The organism is Thermoactinomyces sp. CICC 23799 (assembly GCF_016055145.1).
Taxonomy (GTDB): Bacteria; Bacillota; Bacilli; order Thermoactinomycetales; family Thermoactinomycetaceae; genus Thermoactinomyces; species Thermoactinomyces intermedius.
This window is the reverse complement of sequence record NZ_JAECVV010000001.1, coordinates 18903-39089: the sequence shown is the minus strand read 5'-3', so window position 1 is coordinate 39089 and position 20187 is coordinate 18903. Positions and strand designations below refer to the sequence as shown.

Annotated in this window: 18 protein-coding genes and 1 riboswitch; of the genes, 8 read left to right on the top strand and 10 right to left on the bottom strand. The window is 50.6% G+C overall.

Annotated features, from left to right (window positions below; all coding sequences use genetic code 11):
• Nucleotides 1-963, bottom strand: coding sequence for a sugar kinase (locus tag I8U21_RS00210; protein WP_181731165.1), 963 nt, complete (start codon nt 961-963; stop codon nt 1-3).
• Between the two features lie 425 nt (nt 964-1388).
• On the opposite strand from I8U21_RS00210, the gene I8U21_RS00205 reads away from it, so the two are divergent.
• Nucleotides 1389-2324, top strand: coding sequence for an AEC family transporter (locus I8U21_RS00205; protein WP_181731166.1), 936 nt, complete (start codon nt 1389-1391; stop codon nt 2322-2324).
• A gap of 15 nt (nt 2325-2339) precedes the next feature.
• Nucleotides 2340-3638: a CitMHS family transporter gene (locus I8U21_RS00200; RefSeq protein WP_181731167.1), complete on the top strand. Its 1299-nt coding sequence runs from the start codon at nt 2340-2342 to the stop codon at nt 3636-3638.
• A gap of 24 nt (nt 3639-3662) precedes the next feature.
• Here the strand turns inward: I8U21_RS00200 and I8U21_RS00195 are convergent, their stop codons facing one another.
• A complete protein-coding gene (locus I8U21_RS00195; protein WP_370527005.1) occupies nt 3663-4967 on the bottom strand; it encodes a sigma-54 interaction domain-containing protein in 1305 nt (434 codons plus the stop codon).
• 338 nt (nt 4968-5305) lie between these two features.
• On the opposite strand from I8U21_RS00195, the gene pruA reads away from it, so the two are divergent.
• A complete protein-coding gene (gene pruA, locus I8U21_RS00190; RefSeq protein ID WP_181731168.1) occupies nt 5306-6853 on the top strand; it encodes an L-glutamate gamma-semialdehyde dehydrogenase in 1548 nt (515 codons plus the stop codon).
• Between the two features lie 35 nt (nt 6854-6888).
• On the top strand, nt 6889-7809 hold the full coding sequence (locus tag I8U21_RS00185) for a proline dehydrogenase family protein (RefSeq protein ID WP_181731169.1): 921 nt from the start codon (nt 6889-6891) through the stop codon (nt 7807-7809).
• A gap of 58 nt (nt 7810-7867) precedes the next feature.
• Here the strand turns inward: I8U21_RS00185 and I8U21_RS00180 are convergent, their stop codons facing one another.
• On the bottom strand, nt 7868-9475 hold the full coding sequence (locus tag I8U21_RS00180; RefSeq protein WP_198053023.1) for an amidohydrolase: 1608 nt from the start codon (nt 9473-9475) through the stop codon (nt 7868-7870).
• 178 nt (nt 9476-9653) lie between these two features.
• On the opposite strand from I8U21_RS00180, the gene I8U21_RS00175 reads away from it, so the two are divergent.
• Together I8U21_RS00175 and I8U21_RS00170 are read left to right on the top strand one after the other, a co-directional pair.
• Entirely contained in the window at nt 9654-10883 is a 1230-nt protein-coding gene (locus I8U21_RS00175) for a DNA polymerase IV (protein WP_181731171.1), read from the top strand.
• Complete coding sequence (locus I8U21_RS00170) at nt 10880-11230, top strand: YolD-like family protein (protein WP_198053022.1); 351 nt, start codon at nt 10880-10882, stop codon at nt 11228-11230. Before I8U21_RS00175 ends, I8U21_RS00170 begins: the two co-directional genes overlap by 4 nt.
• Here I8U21_RS00170 and I8U21_RS00165 read toward each other — a convergent pair.
• Nucleotides 11221-12162: a nucleoside recognition domain-containing protein gene (locus I8U21_RS00165; RefSeq protein ID WP_181731173.1), complete on the bottom strand. Its 942-nt coding sequence runs from the start codon at nt 12160-12162 to the stop codon at nt 11221-11223. The two genes, I8U21_RS00170 and I8U21_RS00165, sit on opposite strands and share 10 nt — an antisense overlap.
• A gap of 453 nt (nt 12163-12615) precedes the next feature.
• Here I8U21_RS00165 and I8U21_RS00160 point away from each other — a divergent pair, with 453 nt between their 5' ends.
• Nucleotides 12616-13206: a helix-turn-helix domain-containing protein gene (locus I8U21_RS00160; RefSeq protein ID WP_181731174.1), complete on the top strand. Its 591-nt coding sequence runs from the start codon at nt 12616-12618 to the stop codon at nt 13204-13206.
• Nucleotides 13207-13279: 73 nt separating this feature from the next.
• On the opposite strand, the gene I8U21_RS00155 is transcribed toward I8U21_RS00160, so the two are convergent.
• The 3 genes from I8U21_RS00155 to I8U21_RS00145 all read right to left on the bottom strand — a co-directional run bounded on the left by I8U21_RS00155 (nt 13280) and on the right by I8U21_RS00145 (nt 17005).
• A complete protein-coding gene (locus tag I8U21_RS00155) occupies nt 13280-14572 on the bottom strand; it encodes a homoserine dehydrogenase (RefSeq protein ID WP_181731175.1) in 1293 nt (430 codons plus the stop codon).
• A gap of 76 nt (nt 14573-14648) precedes the next feature.
• Nucleotides 14649-14763: riboswitch (SAM riboswitch) on the bottom strand.
• A 79-nt stretch (nt 14764-14842) separates the two neighbouring features.
• Nucleotides 14843-15850, bottom strand: coding sequence for a fumarylacetoacetate hydrolase family protein (locus I8U21_RS00150; RefSeq protein WP_309544801.1), 1008 nt, complete (start codon nt 15848-15850; stop codon nt 14843-14845).
• Between the two features lie 54 nt (nt 15851-15904).
• On the bottom strand, nt 15905-17005 hold the full coding sequence (locus I8U21_RS00145) for an MGDG synthase family glycosyltransferase (RefSeq protein WP_255516910.1): 1101 nt from the start codon (nt 17003-17005) through the stop codon (nt 15905-15907).
• 151 nt (nt 17006-17156) lie between these two features.
• Here I8U21_RS00145 and I8U21_RS00140 point away from each other — a divergent pair, with 151 nt between their 5' ends.
• Nucleotides 17157-17372: a hypothetical protein gene (locus I8U21_RS00140; RefSeq protein WP_181731177.1), complete on the top strand. Its 216-nt coding sequence runs from the start codon at nt 17157-17159 to the stop codon at nt 17370-17372.
• Nucleotides 17373-17434: 62 nt separating this feature from the next.
• Here I8U21_RS00140 and I8U21_RS00135 read toward each other — a convergent pair whose 3' ends face one another.
• The 3 genes from I8U21_RS00135 to I8U21_RS00125 form a co-directional block, all read right to left on the bottom strand.
• Complete coding sequence (locus I8U21_RS00135) at nt 17435-18157, bottom strand: cell wall hydrolase (RefSeq protein ID WP_198053020.1); 723 nt, start codon at nt 18155-18157, stop codon at nt 17435-17437.
• A gap of 142 nt (nt 18158-18299) precedes the next feature.
• On the bottom strand, nt 18300-18911 hold the full coding sequence (locus I8U21_RS00130; RefSeq protein ID WP_037995878.1) for a superoxide dismutase: 612 nt from the start codon (nt 18909-18911) through the stop codon (nt 18300-18302).
• A 98-nt stretch (nt 18912-19009) separates the two neighbouring features.
• Entirely contained in the window at nt 19010-20146 is a 1137-nt protein-coding gene (locus I8U21_RS00125; RefSeq protein ID WP_198053019.1) for an HAD family hydrolase, read from the bottom strand.
• Nucleotides 20147-20187 lie beyond the last annotated feature (41 nt).

Below are 20187 nucleotides of genomic sequence, written 5' to 3'. Positions count from 1 at the left end.
TCACTCCTTGCGGGGCTCCCCATTTTTTTCAAGATAATCATCCAGCTCCGTCTTGGTTGGATAACCGTCATGGTCTCCGGGAGATTGCACCGCCAGAGCCCCCATCGCATTGGCCCGGATCACGGCCTCCCGGATCGCGAGTCCTTCCAGGAGTCCGCTGATCAATCCGGCGGCAAACCCGTCGCCGGCCCCAACGGTATCCACCACTTTACGGACCTTAAAGCCGGAAACCGTCCCTTCTTCCGATGCCGTTTTGTAATAGGCTCCCTCTTCCCCCAGCTTGACGACAACAAGCTTTACTCCTTTTTCCAAGTAAAAATCGGCAATCTCCCCCGGTTTGTCCGAACCGGTCAGAACCGCTCCCTCCCGGATGCCGGGCAGCACCCAGTCGCATTGAAAAGCGGATTGATTGACTTGCCGGATCATCTCATGAACGGACGGCCAAAGGGAAGGTCGCAAATTTGGGTCAAAAGAAACCGTTTTTCCGTTTTCCTTCATAAACGCCAAAGCCTGACGGGCAAAAGACCGGAATGACCCGGACACCGCCAGGGGGATCCCCGTCATGTGCAGGTGGCGCGCTTTGAGAAAATACGCTTTGTCAAAGTCGCCGGGCACCCAACGGCTTGCCGCCGATCCCTTTCGGAAATATTGAACTTCCGGATCCCCTTCTTTCACTTTCGACTTCAACTGGAAACCGGTCGGATGCTTGTCATCCATCCGGACTCTGCTGATGTCAACGCTTTCATTTTTGAGCCGCTTCATGATAAACTTGCCAAACGCATCCTTCCCCACTTTACTCACCCAACCGGTCCGGACATTCAGCCGGGCCAGGCCGATGGCCACATTGGCTTCGGCACCGGCAAGCCCAAGCGTGAACCGGCCGGCTTCATGCAATGGCCCCGGACGATCCGCCATAAACATGGCCATGGCTTCCCCAAATGTCACAACATCCAACTTCTGCATGTCACCACCCCGCCTGTTCGGTTGTTACCCGCCTTTTTCAACAGAAGCCAAAGACAACGCTTTCAAAATCATAGATAAACCGATTTAGTAAAACGGTTTATCTCAGTATAAAACCCATCCCCAAAGAGATCAATACAAAATTTCAAAAATACCACATTTTTTCTTGTGTATTCTGCATTGATCCTGTGTATTGTATGGATTTTTTATCGATTTTATATATTTTTCATTCCATTTTTTATTGTTATAATTAACTAAATTGTTGTTTTTTTATTTTTCGCCGTGTGAAAAGAAACCGGAAAACATCCAGCCCGCCTTCTGTGTCTTCCACAGATCCGGACAGGGTTCTGCTCATTCCCAATGCTGCCCGGAGGGTTCACCGGATGCAATGATCGGAGTCTCAAACGGAAGGAACAGGAGGAGAACAGATGGCCGTTTTGTCCTTGATATTTTTGCAAATCATTCTGCCACTGTTGATTCTGCTGGCCGTTGGTGCGATTTTGCATAAAGTCTTTGCTTTGCATTTAAAATCCTTTTCCAAACTGTTAACGTATTGCCTCTTGCCGGCCAACACCTTCGTCAATATTTATCAAAGCCGCATGCCGCTGGCGATTTTCGGGCAAATTATCTTGTTTTTGCTGTTGTTTTCCACCTTTTCCATCTCCTTTACCGAAATCATCAGCCGGGTCACGAAAATGGACCGGAAAACGGCGGCCACCTACAAGAACAGTGTGGTTTTGATGAATTCGGCCAACTATGGGATTCCGGTCAGCCAGATGGTTTTCCATGCCAATCCGCTGGGGGTTTCCATTCAATTGTTTGTGATGATTTTTCAAAACCTGCTCACCTTCACTTACGGGATTTTTAACTTGGTGAGTGCCAAAAGCGGAGGGCGTTCCGTAATCAAAGAGCTGTTCAAACTTCCCATGTTGTATGCGCTCCTGCTCGGCCTCATCTGTGCCGGTTTTCGGATCGAAATTCCCCCCATCCTGTGGAAGCCGGTCGAGAACATGGCCGACGCGTTTCTGGCGGTCGCTTTGATCACGCTCGGTGCGCAAATCGCCACCATCCGGCCCGGTAAACCCCATCCGGTCTTGTACCTGAGCACGTTCTCCCGGTTGGTGATCGGGCCCGGTGCCGCACTCGGCATCATCTTCCTGCTGGGGTTGGACGGCACGGTCGCACAATCCTTGTTTATCGCCAGTTCCTTCCCCACTTCACGAAACAGCTCTATTTTGGCTTTGGAATACAACAACCATCCCGATCTGGCTGCACAGGCCGTCTTGATCAGCACCCTGTTCAGCACGGTGACGGTCACGCTGGTGGTTTGGCTTGCCGGAATCCTTTTTCCGGTCACCACTTGACAGGAGGGTCAACAGATGCTTGCACTCACGGGTTACCTGATGGTCTTTTTGTTTATGTACCTGATTATGTCGAAAAAGATGCCCACACTGATTGCCCTGATGATCATCCCGGTCCTTTTTGCCGTATTCACCGGACATGCTTCCGAAATGGGACAGATGGCATTGGAGGGAATCAAAGATTTGGCCCCGACCGGGATCATGCTTTTGTTTGCGATTCTTTATTTTGGCATCATGATTGATGCCGGCTTGTTTGACCCCATCGTAACCAGAATCTTAAAGGCGGTGAAAGGAGATCCGGCAAAGATCGTCATGGGAACGGCCGTCCTTGCACTGGTCGTTTCCCTGGACGGGGACGGCACCACCAGTTACATGATCACCGTTTCCGCCTTTCTTCCGCTGTACCGGCGTTTGAACATGAATCCGCTGATTCTGCCGGGGATCACTGTGATGTCGGTCAGTTTGACCAATATGGTGCCATGGGGCGGACCGACTGCCCGTGCAGCCGCCGCATTGGGCGTGGACGCCGGCGATGTGTTCGTCCCTTTGATTCCTTCCATGATCGGTGGGGCCGTTTGGATCCTCTTCACCGCATTTTGGTTGGGACGGCGGGAAAGAAAACGGCTGGGAGTGATTCCCCTGGATGAACAGAGCATCCAAAACCTGCAAAAAGAAGCCTCCCCTGAAGGGGACGCTTCCTTGAAACGCCCGAAACTGCTTTGGGCCAACACCATCTTGACCGCTCTTTTGCTCATCGGCCTGATCAAAGGCATCATGCCGCTGCCGGTGTTGTTTATGCTCGCTTTTTCCCTTGCCGTCATGATCAACTATCCCAATCCCGAACAACAAAAAAAGCGGATCGCATCCCATGCCGGAAACGCCCTTGCCGTCGTCTCCCTGGTTTTTGCCGCCGGCATTTTCACCGGGATCCTCTCAGGCACCAAAATGGTGGACGCCATGGCTTCCAGCCTGATCTCCATCATTCCGGACTCCTGGGGACCGGCCTTTCATCTCATCATCGCGGTAACCAGCATCCCATTCACCTTTTTCATGTCCAATGATGCTTACTATTTCGGCGTGGTTCCCATTTTGGCTGAAGCTGCCGCTTCCTACGGTTATACTGCCGTCGAGATCGCCCGGGCATCGTTGCTGGGACAGCCGGTCCATTTGTTAAGCCCGCTCGTGCCTGCCACTTACCTGCTGGTGGGAATGTCGAAAGTCGACTTCGGGGAATTCCAGCGCTTTACAATCCTTTGGGCCACCGGCACCGCAATGGCTGTGATCATCACGGCTCTGGCCACCAAAGTCATCTTTTGAGCCGGGGACCGGGACGGCCGGCCTCTACAGACGGATCTGGTATTTTTTCAGCTTTTTGTAGAGGGTCACCCGGGATATCCTTAATTTTCTGGCAGCTTGGGATTTGTTGCCGGCCGTCTCTTTTAATGCCTGTTCAATCAACTGTTTCTCCATGTGATCTTTTTCACCGGACAAGCTGCGGCGATTTTCCGCACCGGGCTCTGAAAAAGACGATGCAGCAGCCGGGTGTTGGAAAAAGCTGACCAAATCTTCTTTTTGGATCACCGGTTTTTCGGACAGGATCACGACCCGTTCCATCAGGTTGCGCAGTTCCCGCACATTTCCCGGCCATGGATGCTGAAGCAAAACCGGCATGGCATCCGGCTGGATTTCGGGAACCGGCACTTGATACCGGCTGGCAAATTGCTCCAAAAAATATTGCGCCAACAAGGGAATGTCCTCCACCCGCTCTCTCAAGGGAGGCATGGTCAGCTGAATGACGTTTAACCGGTAATACAAATCGGAACGGAACTTTTTTTCTTCCATCAATTTGATGAGATCCTGATTGGTCGCGGCGATAAACCGGACATCCACTTTTCTCCCTTTGGAATCCCCGATGCGGTAAAGGACTTGTTCTTGCAACACCCTGAGCAGCTTCACCTGCATCTCCGGCGGAAGCTCTCCCACTTCATCCAAAAACAGGGTGCCGCCGTGCGCCATTTCGATTTTTCCGGGTTTTCCTTCTTTCTGTGCCCCGGTGAAGGAACCGCCTTCATACCCGAACAATTCACTTTCAAACAAAGCGTGTGGAATCGCCCCGCAATTCACGGGGATAAACGGCCCCTTTCTCCGCGCGCTGGCTTCGTGGATGGCCCTGGCGCAAATTTCTTTTCCGGTTCCGCTTTCCCCCAGAATCAATGTGGTTGCGTCCGTTTTGGCGCTTTTATTGGCAATGGCAATCGTTTTGCGGAGGGCTTTGCTTTTTCCGATCAATTTGGAAAAGGGAAGGATCTCCTGATCCGTGTGGACGCGTTGCTTCAGTTCCTGCAGCTCCCGGGATGTCATGATCAGGTTTTCATTCAATTTCACCAACTGGGTGATGTCCCGTTCGACCGACACCGCTCCGATCAATTCCCCGTTCCCGTCAAAAATGGGGCTGGTATTGATGACAACATGTTTGTCATGGCGCGGGCGATGATATTTATTTTTCACTTTTTTCTTTGTTTTCAGCACCTTCAAAACCATTAAATCGTCATGAAGGAAAAAATCCGTGATTTTTTTGCCCAGAATCTCCTCTTTTTGAATGTTGTAAGTCTCTTCCGCCGCCTCATTCCAAAAAATCACATTCATCTTTTGATCCACAATCGTAATCGCATCATCTTCCGTCGACAAGACCGCCTGCAAATAAAAGTGATGAGGATCCGTCACTTTCCCCGCCCCTTTCGGCTTAATGTGGATGCATCCGACTGTAAACAGATGTTAACCCTGTTTACAATATTGTTAATAATATTTTACACATTAACAAGATTATCAGCAAATGAAATCGCTTCCAGAAAAAATAAAAACAACATATTTAAACCGGTTTCATTTGGTTGGCACATTCCTTGCATATAAACAGGGCAAAGGATTTTTTACTTGAGGCATTGACTCATTTTTAAAAGCATTGATCTTTCAAAGGAGGTTTTTCCATGGTTGTCCCTTACAAACATGAACCTTTTACCGATTTCAAGGATCCGGCCCATCGCGAGGCGTTTGAAAAAGCTTTGCAAAAGGTCCGCAGCGAACTTGGAAAAGAATATCCGCTGGTCATCAACGGCGAACGGATTTACACCGAAGATAAATTGGTTTCCGTCAACCCCGCCGACAAAGAACAAGTGATCGGAAAGGTTTCAAAAGCAACCAAAAAACACATTGACCAGGCATTTGCAGCAGCAAACGAAGCCTTTAAAACATGGCGGAGAATGTCTCCGGAAGCCCGTGCCAACGTGCTCTTTAAAGCCGCCGCCATCACCCGGCGCAGAAAGCATGAAATTTCCGCATGGCTTGTCTACGATGCCGGAAAGCCCTGGGATCAAGCCGATGCGGATACGGCCGAAGGCATTGACTTTTTGGAATACTACGGAAGACAAATGCTGGAAATCGCCAAAGGGGAAAAAGTGAACAGCCGTCCGATTGAACAAAACACTTTGTTCTATCAGCCGATGGGACCGGGCGTCACGATTCCGCCGTGGAACTTCGCCTTTGCCATTGTATGCGGAACGACCGTTGCTCCCATTGTTGCCGGAAACCCGGTTCTGATGAAACCGTCGGAAAACACCCCCGTCGTCGCTTACAAAGTCGTGGAAATTTTGGAGGAAGCCGGCCTCCCCAAAGGCGTACTCAACTTTGTCCCGGGAGATCCCGCGGAAATCGGGGATTATCTGGTTGACCACAAAGACACGCACTTCATCAACTTTACCGGTTCCCGAGCCACCGGCGTCCGCATCTATGAACGCGCCGCCAAAGTGCAGGAAGGGCAAACCCACCTGAAACGGGTGATTGCAGAAATGGGCGGAAAGGACACGATTATTGTGGATAAAGATGCAGACTTGGAATTGGCTGCCGATGCCATCGTCCAGTCCGCCTTCGGATTCTCCGGACAAAAATGCTCCGCCTGCTCCCGGGTTGTGGTTCATGAAGATGTTTACGACGAAGTGATCGAGAAAACGGTTCAGCGCACCAAAACGTTGACAGTGGGAAATCCGGCGGAAGAAGATGTATACATGGGTGCCGTGATCAATCAAAAACAATTCGACAAAATCAAAAGCTACATTGAAATTGGCAAAACGGAAGGAACCCTCGTCTACGGCGGACAAACGGATGATTCCAAAGGATATTTTGTCTACCCGACGATCTTTAAAGATGTGGATCCCAAAGCCCGCATCATGCAGGAAGAAATTTTCGGCCCGGTGGTTGCGTTCACCAAAGCCCGCGATTTTGATGAAATGCTGGAAATTGCAAACAACACGGAATACGGTTTGACCGGGGCCGTGATTTCGAATAACCGGGAACATCTGGAACGGGCCAGATATGAATTCCATGTCGGAAACCTTTACTTTAACAGAGGATGCACCGCGGCCATTGTCGGTTATCAGCCTTTCGGCGGATTCAAAATGTCCGGTACCGATTCCAAAGCAGGAGGCCCTGACCACCTGAAATTATTCATGGAAGCAAAAACGGTTTCCGAAACGTATTGATTGCGGACCGGAAACAGTGAAAGGGGTTGGGGATTGTGCAGAAGTTGTTGCGAAATTTTTTCATCCGCTTATCCACCAATAAATTTTTAAACCAAAGTGCCCGGAAATGGGGATTTCGCCTGGGGGCCGAACGGTTTGTGGCCGGCACGGACATTGAAAGCGTCACACGCACCATCAAAAAGATGAATCAACAAGGCATCAGCTGTACGGTGGATAACTTGGGGGAATTTGTTTTTCACAAAGAAGAATCCATCCAAGCCAAAAACCAAATCATCGCGATGCTCAATAAAATCAACGAAGAAAATCTGGATTGCCATGTCTCGGTCAAATTAACCCAGTTGGGGCTGGATATCGATCAGGACTTTTGCATTGAAAACATGAAAGAGATCTTGGACGTTGCCGCCCGATACGACATTTTCATCAACATTGACATGGAAGACTACATTCATTTCCAACCGACCATCGACGTCTTAAAAACGTTGCTGAAAGACTACAACAATGTGGGAACCGTGATCCAAAGCTATCTGCGGTGCGCGGAAGAAGTGACGGATGAACTCCGGGATGTCCGCCTCCGGATCGTCAAAGGAGCGTATAAAGAAAGTCCGGATGTCGCCTTTCAATCCAAAGAGGAGATTGACCGGAACTTTTTGAAACTGGCCAAAAAAAGACTGGCCGGACCGGCTTTCACTTCCATTGCCACGCATGATCACCGGATCATCGGCGAACTGAAGAAATTTGTTGCCGAAAACGGGATTCCGACGGACCGGTTTGAGTTTCAAATGCTCTATGGATTCCGGCAAGAGATGCAATATGATTTGGCCAAAGAGGGATACCGGATGACCACTTACATGCCTTTCGGCCATGACTGGTTCGGCTATTACATGCGCCGGTTGGCCGAACGTCCGCAAAACCTGAATCTGATTTTCAAAGACGTTTTCAACCGGAAATCCTCCTGAGCCGAAAAGGCGGTGTCACCAGTGGATTGGTGACACCGCCTTCTTCTTTGCCATCCGTTCAGGTTTGCCGGAATGCCACTTGCCCGTTGACAATGGTCATTCGCGTCTTCGTCTTTCCCCACTCCCCGGGGTCTGTGGCAAACAAATCCCGGTCATAAACCGTCATGTCTGCATAATAACCCACCTGCAGGCGTCCCCGCTCTTTTTCCTCCCCGGCTGCATAAGCACTGCCTTGGGAAAACAAGGCCAAAGCTTCGCTCAAACTCAACTTTTCCCGGGGAAAATAGCCCGGATGATCTTCTTCCGGCGGACGCCGGGTAACCGCCGCGTGAAGTCCCCACACGGGATGAAGCGGCTCGATCGGCGCATCGCTTCCACCGGCCAAGTGAACACCGGATTGAAGCAATGTTTTCCAAGCATAAGCATACGCCATCAAATCTTCTTCAACGCGTTCCAGCACCCAAGGAAAATCGCTGGCCACAAACCGGGGTTGGATATCCACAGCCATCGGCATGGCTTTCAGTTTCGAAATGAGATCCGGCCGCAAAAACTGTCCGTGAATGAGACGATGGCGAAGTGTGCGGCCTGTTTTGCCGTGAACCACCGGGCAGGACTGCATGGCCTGCAACACATATTCGGCGGCTTGATCGCCAATGGCGTGGACCGCCACCGGCATCCGTTGTTCCGCTGCCACCTGCGTCAACCGGATCAATTCTTCCGGCTCGTGAATCAAAAGTCCGTAATGATCCGGTTCATCCCGGTACGGCCTGGAAAGAAACGCCGTCTTTCCGCCCAGCGATCCGTCCGCAAAAATTTTCATCGCGCCGATCCGGAACCACTCGTCCCCATCCCCGGCATTCCACGGACTTTCTTTGAGCTCTTCCAAATAAGGATGATAAATCAATTGATGAGTCCGCAACCATACGCCTTCTTCCCTGAGCTCCTGGCAGATCCGGATCAACTCGTACAAGCTTTCGACATAACGCAGGTCTTCGGTATGGACGGCAGTCAACCCGCAAGCCAACGCCTCTTGCATCGCCAGGCGGATGGTCTCTTTTTTTTCCGTGTAATCCGGTTTCGGTTGGACATCATAAAAAAACCGGGTGGCATTTTCATAAACCCGGCCGTTGAACCGCCCCTTTTCATCCCTTCCCCATTTTCCCTGCTCCGGATCTGTTTCCCCTTCCCGGATGCCGGCTGTTTGGTAAGCCAGGCGGTTGACCAGACCGGCATGATGGCAGATGCGGATCAGAAAAAGGGGATGGTCCCCGCTTGCCTCATCCAGCTCTTCCAAAGTCGGGATTTCGCCCTGCATTTGGTTTTCATCCCATCCCATTCCCAAAATCCATTGCTGCGGTTTTAACGACCGGGCCCGGGCGCGGATGGCTTGCAACAATTCTTCTTTGGAACGGCAGGAACTCACATCCATCCACCGCCTTTTTTGCCCGACCCCCGACAAATGCACATGGCTGTCGGCCAGCCCCGGATATATGTAGCCGCCTTCCAGATCCACTTTCCTCACATCCGGACGCCCGTACTCCAGAAGAATGGAATCATTCCCGCCAATGGCCGCAATCCGCCCGTCCCGCACCACCACGGCTTCCATGGAAGAAGCGCCGGTGGCCGGACGAATGTGTCCATGGTGAAAAATCACCGTCCCCTTCATCATTCTTCTCCCCCGTTTCCTGTATGATACATGTTTACTCCCATCATAGCGTCTGAATATTCAGTCGTAAAGCACAGGGACACGCACTGGAAATATTTTGAGGTATAAAAAGAATGCATGTTCGCATATAATGAGAACAAAGCCGATCGTTTGTTCGTGCCTTAAGGGAGGAAAAAGCATGGAAAAAGTGATCTTTCTCGTTGACATGCAATCCTTTTATGCAAATATCGAAAAATCACTTCATCCTGAATGGCGCGACCGCCCGGTGGTTGTCTCCGGCGATCCCAAGCGGCGCCACGGCGTGATTTTGGCCGCTTGTCCCCTTGCCAAAAAATATGGCATTCAAAATGCCGACACGTTGCAAGAAGCGCAAAAACGATGCCCGGATCTGGTGGTCGCCCGTCCCCGCATGAGCTTGTATCTGGAATTTTCCCTGCGCATCACGGAAATTCTGGAACGTTTCAGCGATTTGGTCGAACCTTACTCCGTGGATGAACAGTTTATCTCGATCCACGGAAGTGAAAAGCTGTTCGGGCCTCCCGAAACCATTGCCCGCAAGATCCAAAAGACCATCCGGGATGAACTTCACCTGTATGCCCGGATCGGGATCGGGCCGAACAAGGTGCTCAGCAAAATGGCTTGTGACAATTTTGCCAAGAAAAACAAGGAAGGCATTTATTGGCTGGACCGAAAAAAATTGAAAACCGATTTATGGCCCCTGCCGGTGCAAAACATGTTCGGGGTGGGCAAACGGATGGGGCATCATTTGAACAAGATGGGGATCCGCACCATCGGAGATCTCGCCCGCTTTCCGCTGAAACGCCTGCAAAAACGGTGGGGGATCCCCGGGCAAGTCTTGTGGATGACCGCCAACGGACATGATTTGTCCCCGGTTTCTCCCGACACCTTCGAACACCAAAAAGCAATCGGCCATCAGATGACCTTGCCCCGCGATTACCGGACTGCCGAAGAAATCCGGGTCGTCCTGTTGGAACTGTGTGAAGAGGTCTGCCGCCGGACCCGGCGTCACCATCTTCTCGGACAAACGGTCAGCGTCGGATGCCGGGGGGGCGATTTTCAAAATCCGTCAGGATTTCACCGCCAATGCAAGCTCCCGGAAGCAACCAATCAAACCATGGAAGTTTTTCAATCGGCCTGGCAACTGTTTTTGCGTTTTTGGGAAGGGCAGCCGATCCGTTCGCTGGGGGTCAGCTTAAGCCGGTTCCAAACCGATCAAGCCCTGCAACTCAGCCTCTTCGAAGACCGGAACAAAAAAACGGAGCTCGGCTATGTGATGGACGAAATCAAGGAACGCTTCGGCCCGACAGCCATCTTGCGCGCCATCTCCCTGACGCATGCCGGACAAGCGCTCAGCCGGGCACAAAAGATTGGAGGGCATGACCGATGAGCTCTGTATTAAACCGCAAAAATCTCCTGTGGGAAGGAAGTCGCATGTTCCTGCCTGAGCATCGCGAAGCCTTGTTGGCCCGGCGAAAAAGGCAAGAAGAATGGAGCCCGCCTGAACTGGCGGAAGACGCGCTCGAAGAAATCAACCAGATTCTTCTGGAGGCATTGCACGGCGATTTCCCCGTCCTGGTCCGCTATGTGAAAAACCGGCACCCCTGTCAACTGTGCGGATTTGTCGAAAAACTGAATCCGCAGGAGCGCCGGATGAAAATAGCCAATGGCCGCTATGAGGAGATCATCCCTTTTTCCGCCATTTACAGCGTCCAAAAAGTATCCGGTCACCCGTGATGGCTCGTTGCATAGCGGGCAGCGGGCCGCCGCCAAAATCTGGCCACCGCCAACGTCAGCAGGACCGCGGCGCCAAAGCGGACCAACAGCAAATATTGGACCGGGATTCCCAAAGGAATAAAAATGACGGTATCTTCAATCACGGCATGACAAGCGGCCAGGAAAATGATGATGAGCGTAATGTCCCGTTTTGACAAATTGTGTTCCTGGGCTTGCTGGATAATCAATCCGGCCCCGAGAAACAAGCCGGCCAGCAAACCGCTTACCATGGTGACGGACCCTTCTTTGGCAATGCCGAACGGCTTTAAGAAAGGAGAAATCCAAACCGCAATCTTGTCCAACACTTTTAAATCTTTCAGTGCCTGCAAAAACAACGTCAACGGAATCAAAATGGCGGCAAATTGAAGAACCCCCGTCGTGGCGGTCCAAAACGCCGATCCGATGATTTCATCCCATCCGGAATAAACCGTTTCCCCGCCGGAAACCAAATTCACGGAAGCTTTGCTGTTTCCGCCCGGCCAGAACAGATGGATCAAAATCCCCGATAAAGCGGCAAGCCCCCCGCGCACCGCCAGAGGCACCCAAACCGCCACCCCCACTTTCCGGCACAGGGCCGATTCAATGAACATATTGTGGGAAAAACTCAACATCACCGCCAATATAAACACTTGTTTCACCGTCAGATCCAACGCTCCGATCGCTCCCAGAGCGGCATACAGATTCAGCACATTTCCAAGCACCAACGGAATGGCCGCTTCCCCGTTCAATCCGAACAAGGACATAAACGGAGCAAGGAGGTTGGCAAACCATGTCAAAAGAAAAGTATGTTTGGCGATATGCACAAAAAAAGCAATCGGAAAAACCACTTTCGCCAGCTCCAAAGAGGTTTTCCAACCGGACTGAAGTCCCTGTTTCCAATGAATCTTCTGCACAAACGTCCCCTTCTTTCTCTTTTTGCTCTTCCGCTAAACAAATCTGTCTCCTGTGTAAACGGAGGATCTCCGCCATTTAAAAAATCCCCTTTTTCTCCTGGCCCGCTTCTTTTCATCCTCCGTCTGGTGCCGGTGAAACAACGCCCCCAAACCTTCCGCTGTCCGGGAATCCAACCGATCAACTTCGACGCATAATAAAAACACGCTCTGATAATCTACTTTTCTATCACATCATAAAATAATTCTCTCGGAACCTTCAATAAAGGCAACCGGGAATGAAACAAAATGACGGAGCCCGAAACTCCACGGAGCGTGGATGACGTTTCAGCAGTCCGGAGAGATATAATAAAACCCGGGGTGAAGCGAATGGATCAAGCAAGAAAAAAGCACTCCGCAGGAATTTTGGAACCATCCAAAAACCGGGCGATGCATATAAAAAATGGAGGCAAGAATATGGATGCTGAAAAAATCGGCAAGTTGATTGCCAGACTGCGCAAAGAAAAAAACCTGACCCAAAAAAATATTGCCGATGCGTTGGGGGTGCAAAGCAAAACCGTTTCGAAATGGGAATGCGGGGCCGGATGCCCGGATTTGTCCCTGTGGCCGAAACTGTCCGCCGTTTTGGGTGCGGATATCGCACAAATGATGGAAGGGGAAATCGTTCGCAACCGGCCGGATGCCGGAAATATGGACAAAGTACGCTTTTATGTTTGTCCGAGCTGCAGAAATATGTTGGCCGGCACCGGAAATGCCTCTGTCTTCTGCTGCGGCAGAAAGCTGGAGAAGCTCCAACCGGCAAAAACCCTTCACGAAACGGAAATCAAGATGGAAGAAACGGACACGGATTACTTCTTTACCCTGGACCACCCGATGACCAAAGAACATTATCTTTCTTTTGCCGCCTTGGTCAAAAGCGACAAAGTTTACCTGAACCGGTTATACCCCGAGCAAGATCCTTCTTTCCGGTTCCCTGCCGTCAAAGGCGCAAAATTGTATGTCCATTGCATCCAGCATGGTTTGATGATGTATTCCGGCAAATGGTAACCCCTCCCCGAACCCTTCGGCAATCAAACAGCCGCCGCTCAAGGAGTCCTGCTCCTTGCCCGGCGGCCTTTTTTCACATCGTCCGGGCAAGCGGAAGGGATCGTTTGCTGCCCGTTGCTTCACCGCTTAACACCGGACGGATCCGAATGCCGTCCACTTTCCCGTCCCACGTGGAAACCAGGGCATCTGTTTTCTCTTGTGTCCATCCCCGGAGAATCAACCCGATAAACGTGTGTTCTTCCGCCGGGAGCAAAGCCAGGGACGAAGCTTCTTTGCAGAAAGACGGCGAAAGCATGGATTCTGTTACCTGTCCGCGCACTTTGAGCAACAAAAAACGGGTGGGGAACAAATCATCCCCGGAGAGCATCCAAGGCTCTTTCACCGGAAGGGGATTTTGTTCCGCAAAGCCGTTTGTGTTCAGCAAGTCTTCCACCACTGCGCTGGCTGTCGGTTTCTGTCCCGCACCTTGTCCGACCAGCGTCAAATCCTGAACATAATCGCCTTCGACCGTCATGGCGTTATAAACATCCCGGACTGAGGCCAACGGGTGTTCCTTGGGAACCAGCGTCGGTAAAACCGAACCGGAAACCGGGCCGTTTTCGCCGAATTTTTCGGCCTGTGCCAGCAATTTGACCGAATACCCCAATTTCCCTGCCAATTGAAGCTCTCCCGAAAGTATATCGGTGATTCCCTGATAAAAAATGTCTGAAACGGATACCCGGGCCTGAAAAGCAAGCCGCATCAAAATCGTCAATTTATAGACCGCATCCAATCCTTCCACATCGGAGGAAGGATCGCTTTCCGCATACCCTTTCTCCTGGGCTTTTTTTAAAACCTCCGCAAACGAATGACCTTTCTCTTGCATTTGGGTCAGGATATAATTGGTCGTCCCGTTTAAAATGCCCTGGATCCGGTCGATGCGGTTGGCCTTCAGAAAATGGCGTAGGGTGCTGATGACCGGAATACCTCCCCCGACACTGGCTTCATACCGCAATTGAACTTGGCATTGTTTAGCCAGTTGTTCCAATTCCATGCCGTGTTTGGCGATCAGCTCTTTGTTGGCGGTCACCACATGGCATCCTTTTTTCATCGCCTGTTTGATGTATGAATAAGCCGGTTCCACTCCCCCCATCACTTCCACCAACACATCGGTCTCTTCGGTCAGAACTTGGGAAAAATCCGTTGTGATCCGTGCATCCGTGATTTCCAGATCCCGCTTTTTCCCGGGATCTTTCACCAAAATCGCATGAACTTGATACCACTTCCCGGTTTTGCGGGCAATCACATCCTGGTTTTCCTTGAGCATTTTCCATACTCCGCTTCCCACTGTTCCCAAACCAAGCAAAGCAACATTCACTTTTTCCATTGTTCCACCTCTGCCTCCCAAAATAAAAACCCCCTTCCATAAAGATAAGAAGAGGGTTGTCATCCGAAAAACGTTCTTCTTATCTTTCAGCGGTTGAAACCGCTGCAGGAATTGGCACCTTCCGGTGATTGGCTGATCACCGAGGTTGCCGGGCTTCATCGGGCCAGTCCCTCCGCCACTCTGGATAAGAATGAATCCACTTTGTATTCAGTTCCAAAATATTTCTGTATATTATGAAGTTCAACTCCTTCTTTGTCAAGGGCCACTCCTTCAGATAATCATGTTTTTCAAGATGCCGAGCCGCTCGACTTCCAGTTCCACCACGTCCCCCGGTTCCAAATAGCGGTGCACATCGGTGCCCAATTCCAGAATGCAGCCGGTTCCGACCGTCCCGGAACCGATCACGTCGCCCGGGAAAAGCTCACAATCCCGCGAAGCCCGCTCAATCATCCGGGCAAAACTCCAGTAAAGCGATTTTACATTTCCCGATGAAACCTCTTTGCCGTTGATTCTGGCCCGCATCTTTAAATCCCAGTGTTCACCGGACCGACGGTCTTCCAATTCTTCCGGCGTCACCAGATAAGGACCCATCGAGGTGGCAAAATCTTTCCCTTTAGCCGGCCCCAACCCGACCGCCATTTCTTTTCGTTGCTCATCCCTTGCACTCCAGTCATTTAAAATCGTAAAGCCGGCAATATATTCCAACGCCCGTTCGTGCGGAATGTTTTTTCCTTTCTTTTTGATGATACAGGCCACTTCCAGTTCAAAGTCAAGCTCGTTGGTGTATTCCGGCTTCTTGACCCGTGACTCGTGCCCGACAATTGACCGATGATTCGAAAAATAAAAAACAGGAATTTCATACCACTCCGGCGCCATGGGAAGCCCCCGCTTTTGACGGCAGGTCTTGACATGCTGCTCAAACGCATAAAAATCGCGAAAACTGTTCGGCACAGGAACAGGAGCAAACAGCTTGGCTTCCTCCAGGCGGATCGCAACGGGCTCCCCTTCGATCTGCAACGTTCCGATGTCCTCCTGCGCAAGCTGCCTTTCCATCTCTCTGAGGGCGTTGAATTCCGCATCCCCTCTGGCCAGACATTGCCCCATCTCCGTTGCGATTTCATGGGAAAAAACCAAACGTTTTTCAATTTCCAGCCATCTTTGGGCAAGTCCCACATCGATGATCCATGCCCCTGACACCAGTCCCAGGCGGGCACCGGCAATCTCTTCCGTCTGGATGTTCAATTCATCGGCTTTGACGCAATACGTGACCAGTTTCAAAAGCAGATCCCCCTTTATATAAAAGAAACAGACTTTGTAGCTGCTCCATGTTAGCTATAAAGTCTGCATCATCTTTGTCTGGATTCGAAGCGTCTCGTGAACAATCCACTCTCCCGCATTCGGCGACATCAGCCCGGTAAACCGTTCGACCATGCGATCTCTTTTATAATCCGGCGAAAAAAACTTTTCCAATTGCAACCGGATCGTCTGCGGTCTCGTGATCATGGCCACACGATGGTGCAACAAATATTGTTGATTGGCTTTTTCCTGTCCCGGTAAAGCTTCAAACAAAAACATCGGCAATTTTTTGGCAATGGCCTCGCTGATGGTCAATCCGCCGGGTTTGGTGACCAACAAGTCGGCAGCCGCCATCCTCAGCGGGATGTCGCAACGAAAGGGTTCAATCCGGATGTGTGGTTGATTCACTTTCTTTTGAAGCCGGTGATACAACTGGTCGTTTTTCCCGGTCAACACAACAAATTGCATGGAACGGAGATGCCGGATTTCATCCACCAACTGCTCCAGCGGTCCGAGACCGGTACCTCCGCCCATGATCAACACCACCGGTTCGTCGCTTTTTAAATTCAATTGTCGGCGCGCTTCTTCCTTCGGTATTTCTTCATAAAAAGCTTCATTGACCGGTATGCCTGTTTCATGGATTTCAAGCCCTGTTGTCCACTGAATTTGTTCCAACTGGCATTGATTCAGCAAACGCTTGGGCACAAAAAGCGCATGCGGCAACCGCATCAGCCAGATGGGATGCAATTCATAATCGGTAATCACTCCGACGGCCGGGACTTCCTCCCATTGGGTCGGACACAAAAGCAACGCAAAAGGATGGGTGGAAACTATTCGTGTCGGCTGCACTTGTTCAAAGAGTTGCGCCATTTTCTTCCGAATGGACCAGCCCATCTTTTCAATGAGTTCGCTTGAGACATAACGAAACATTTTATTGTGATGAGTCCAGTCATATAAATAATGATAAAGGGTTGGAAACTTGTTCAACATTCCGTGATATCCAGATTGCAACAGGGGATGGAAGGTGCCAGGGATCAAATCCAGTAAATCAACCACCTCCGCTGTTACTGCAGGCATTTTTTCAAATTGACACTTCAGTGCCTTGGCGGCAGCATTATGTCCGGTACCGAAGCCCATGGTCAGCAGTAATATGCGTTCGATGGCGCTTCCCTCCTTTGCAAACCCGTTACCCCTATATACTGTTCCCAAAACTGCCCGGATTTAAATCCGTAATCTCGCAATGAAACCAAACACGCAAAGTGCAGCAACCACTCGGAAAACTCTTTGGATGCCGTGCTGCGGGCCGTTTCCCCCGTTTCCTTTCGCCTTCGGCACGATCCGTCCGGCACCTCCGGCTCTTCCCATTGAACAAAAACGGCTTGGCTACTTCCATCTTTACGTCATCCGGATGGCGAATATGCTTTCCCGCCCGATGAAGGTTGTCCCGTTGAACCAGTCTTCATCCTCCCGCTTCTCCCTCACTTCAGGGAAGCGGAAAAAATGACACAGGGCCGCTGTATCTCTATATTCTACACTTTTTTGAAACAGGGAGCAAAAACACGGACGCTATTTAAAGAAGACGTGTTCACCAATGCGCATTTTCTTGCTGTTCGACGCTTTTTTCTCCATCCATTCGGAGGTGGCGATTTCCGGATTGTAATAATAAACGGCTCCTTGTGTCGGATCCTCCCCTTGGATCGCCATTTCCACCGCTCTTACCGCCTTGGCGTCCGGCTCCAGTTGAATTTGTCCGTCACTGACCGCCGTAAAAGCATTTTTCTGATAAATCACTCCACGGATGCTGTCCGGGAAAGCCGCATGTTCCGTCCGGTTTAAAATCACCGCGGCCACGGCCACCTGCCCCTTGAACGATTCTCCGCAGGCTTCTCCGTAAACCGCTTTGGCCAACAGCCTTTTTTCCGCAGGCGTGACATCAAATCTTTTTTTCCCCGGCCCATCGCCGGCCATTTTTCCTTTTATTTCATTTTTACCGGGTTGCGCGGTGTTGCCCGTTTCTTTCTTTTGCATGGATTTCCCGGCCAAGCGAACCGGACGGGTTTTCCGTTTATCTTGTTTCACATGGGAAACCGCCAAGCCCTCGCTCAATGCTTCTTCATTTCTCTCTTCCCATAAGCGGGTATATGCACTGTCATCCACTGCCGCGGATGCTTTTTTCAATATTTTCCGGTCTGTCATTTTTGCATGCCCTTGATGGGCGGATTTATACAAAACCACCACAGCCATGGCAAGAATCGCAATGGCCGCCGTCAGATTTTTCACTGTCTTCATTCAATCCCCTCCCTTTTTGACCGGGCAGAGCTACACAACCGCTATTGTAGGAGAAGGGATATTTCGACTCAATAGTGATTTATTGGGAATCAAAAGACGCAAAAAAAGACACAGCATTCTTGCTGTGCCTTTTTTACCGGGATTAACCGCGGGCGGCGAGGTAACGTTTGTTTACTTCTTCCCAGTTCACAACGTTCCAGAATGCTTCAATGTATTCCGGACGTTTGTTTTGGTATTTGAGATAGTAAGCGTGCTCCCAAACATCCAATCCCAAGATCGGGGTTGCCCCTTCCATCAACGGGCTGTCTTGGTTCGGCGTGCTGGTGACGGCCAGCTTTCCGTCTTTCACAACCAGCCATGCCCAGCCGCTTCCAAAGCGTCCTTTGGCTGCATTGGAGAACTCTTCTTTAAAGGCATCGAAGCTTCCGAATTCAGCATTGATCGCTTCTGCCACTTCACCCGTCGGAGCGCCTCCTCCGTTCGGGCTCAAAATTTGCCAGAACAAGCTGTGGTTTGCATGTCCGCCTCCGTTGTTGCGGACAGCCGTGCGGATGCTTTCCGGCAAAGCATTCAGGTCCGAGATCAATTCTTCCACGCTTTTGGCGCCAACATCATGCCCTTCCAGCGCGGCATTCAAGTTGTTGACATAAGTCGCATGATGGCGGTCATGGTGAATTTCCATGGTGGTTGCATCAATATGCGGTTCCAAAGCATCTTTTGCATATGGCAGTGGCGGCAATTCATATTTGGCCATAGTTTTTACCTCCTATGTAATGAAAATCAATGGCTTTTTGGGACATTGGAAACAAAACCAACATCTATATTTATTATGCTTGAAAATTTAGTGTTTAGTCAACCGATACGTTGAAGGAGAGGAAGGAAATGCGTAATGTCTTCCAAAATATAATCCGCCCCCAGCTCTTCAAACTTCGCCCGGGCTGCTTTCCCGGTCAGGCCGGTCAAAGTTGCAGCAAAATCACAGCCCATTTTCCGGGCCGCAATCAAATCGGCCACCGAATCGCCCACAATCAAAATCTCTTTACCATTGTCAAACGGCAACGGATGATCCAGACAATCACGGATGTCTGCCTCCCTTCCCAAGTAAGCCCGGACATAGGTAAACGGCTCGGGTTTTCCGAGCGGGGCGCGGTTTGGATAGGCTTTTTCCGCTTCCATCACATCACTGGCCGTGGCAATATGGTTCTCATCCAGCAAGGAAAACCAGCCGAACGAGCGAAAAGGAACTTCCGTTTCCAAAAATGAGCGCCCGGTTCCGATCCCGGCTTGGATCCCCTTTTCTTTTAACATTGTCAGCAATTGCCTGATCTTTTCCGGTTCGGCCAAGGGAATTTCATTTTCAAGGAATCCCTTTTTCCCTTTTTGTCTTACCGGTTTGCCCTCGGTTTCCTCAAATCGTTGCTCACCCAAATACCATTCCTGATAAACCGAGTAAGCCAATTTCCACAAGGACGAATTCCGGGAAAACACATCCACCGCGATACCAAACCATTCATATGCCAGTTCATTGAAATAAACCAACAATTGATGCTTGTCCAGGTTTTCTTTCCGGTCAAACAGGGAGATAAAGCCGGAAAACCGCGGTTGAAAGCCGTTTGCCTCGTTTTGGACCGCTTGGAGCGCCTCCGCCGTCACCGGTTCACTCAATAATTGTTTTACCCTCTCCGGTTTTGCTTCATACACTGCCTTCAAAAAGAGCATCAGCTGCCCCGAAAAGACAAGATACACCATATCCCAGTTGGAATTGAGCCCTTTTTGTTTCATCCAGTCCAAAACCTGATCGTTCACAAAAACCTCTTTCCGGATCCGGCGGATTTGCTCTTCGGAAGGCCGGACCACATGTTTTTGGTCATCCAGCCCCAGATATCGCGGCGAATGGAGCAATTCCCACACGGACAGCGCCGATGCGTCAAAACATCTTTCCTCGCTTAAAAACACACCATCCACATCAAATAAAACCGCTTTATACAATCGGAACACCCCTTTTGAGAAAAACATCACATGCTGCCTTT

Coding starts and splice junctions, on each gene's coding strand:
- I8U21_RS00210 (WP_181731165.1), bottom strand. CDS start 963: ATGCAGAAGTTGGATGTTGTGACATTTGGGGAAGCCATGGCCATGTTT.
- I8U21_RS00205 (WP_181731166.1), top strand. CDS start 1,389: ATGGCCGTTTTGTCCTTGATATTTTTGCAAATCATTCTGCCACTGTTG.
- I8U21_RS00200 (WP_181731167.1), top strand. CDS start 2,340: ATGCTTGCACTCACGGGTTACCTGATGGTCTTTTTGTTTATGTACCTG.
- I8U21_RS00195 (WP_370527005.1), bottom strand. CDS start 4,967: ATGAATGTGATTTTTTGGAATGAGGCGGCGGAAGAGACTTACAACATT.
- pruA (WP_181731168.1), top strand. CDS start 5,306: ATGGTTGTCCCTTACAAACATGAACCTTTTACCGATTTCAAGGATCCG.
- I8U21_RS00180 (WP_198053023.1), bottom strand. CDS start 9,475: ATGAAGGGGACGGTGATTTTTCACCATGGACACATTCGTCCGGCCACC.
- I8U21_RS00175 (WP_181731171.1), top strand. CDS start 9,654: ATGGAAAAAGTGATCTTTCTCGTTGACATGCAATCCTTTTATGCAAAT.
- I8U21_RS00170 (WP_198053022.1), top strand. CDS start 10,880: ATGAGCTCTGTATTAAACCGCAAAAATCTCCTGTGGGAAGGAAGTCGC.
- I8U21_RS00160 (WP_181731174.1), top strand. CDS start 12,616: ATGGATGCTGAAAAAATCGGCAAGTTGATTGCCAGACTGCGCAAAGAA.
- I8U21_RS00155 (WP_181731175.1), bottom strand. CDS start 14,572: ATGGAAAAAGTGAATGTTGCTTTGCTTGGTTTGGGAACAGTGGGAAGC.
- I8U21_RS00145 (WP_255516910.1), bottom strand. CDS start 17,005: ATGGGCTTCGGTACCGGACATAATGCTGCCGCCAAGGCACTGAAGTGT.
- I8U21_RS00140 (WP_181731177.1), top strand. CDS start 17,157: ATGCCGTGCTGCGGGCCGTTTCCCCCGTTTCCTTTCGCCTTCGGCACG.
- I8U21_RS00135 (WP_198053020.1), bottom strand. CDS start 18,157: ATGAAGACAGTGAAAAATCTGACGGCGGCCATTGCGATTCTTGCCATG.
- I8U21_RS00130 (WP_037995878.1), bottom strand. CDS start 18,911: ATGGCCAAATATGAATTGCCGCCACTGCCATATGCAAAAGATGCTTTG.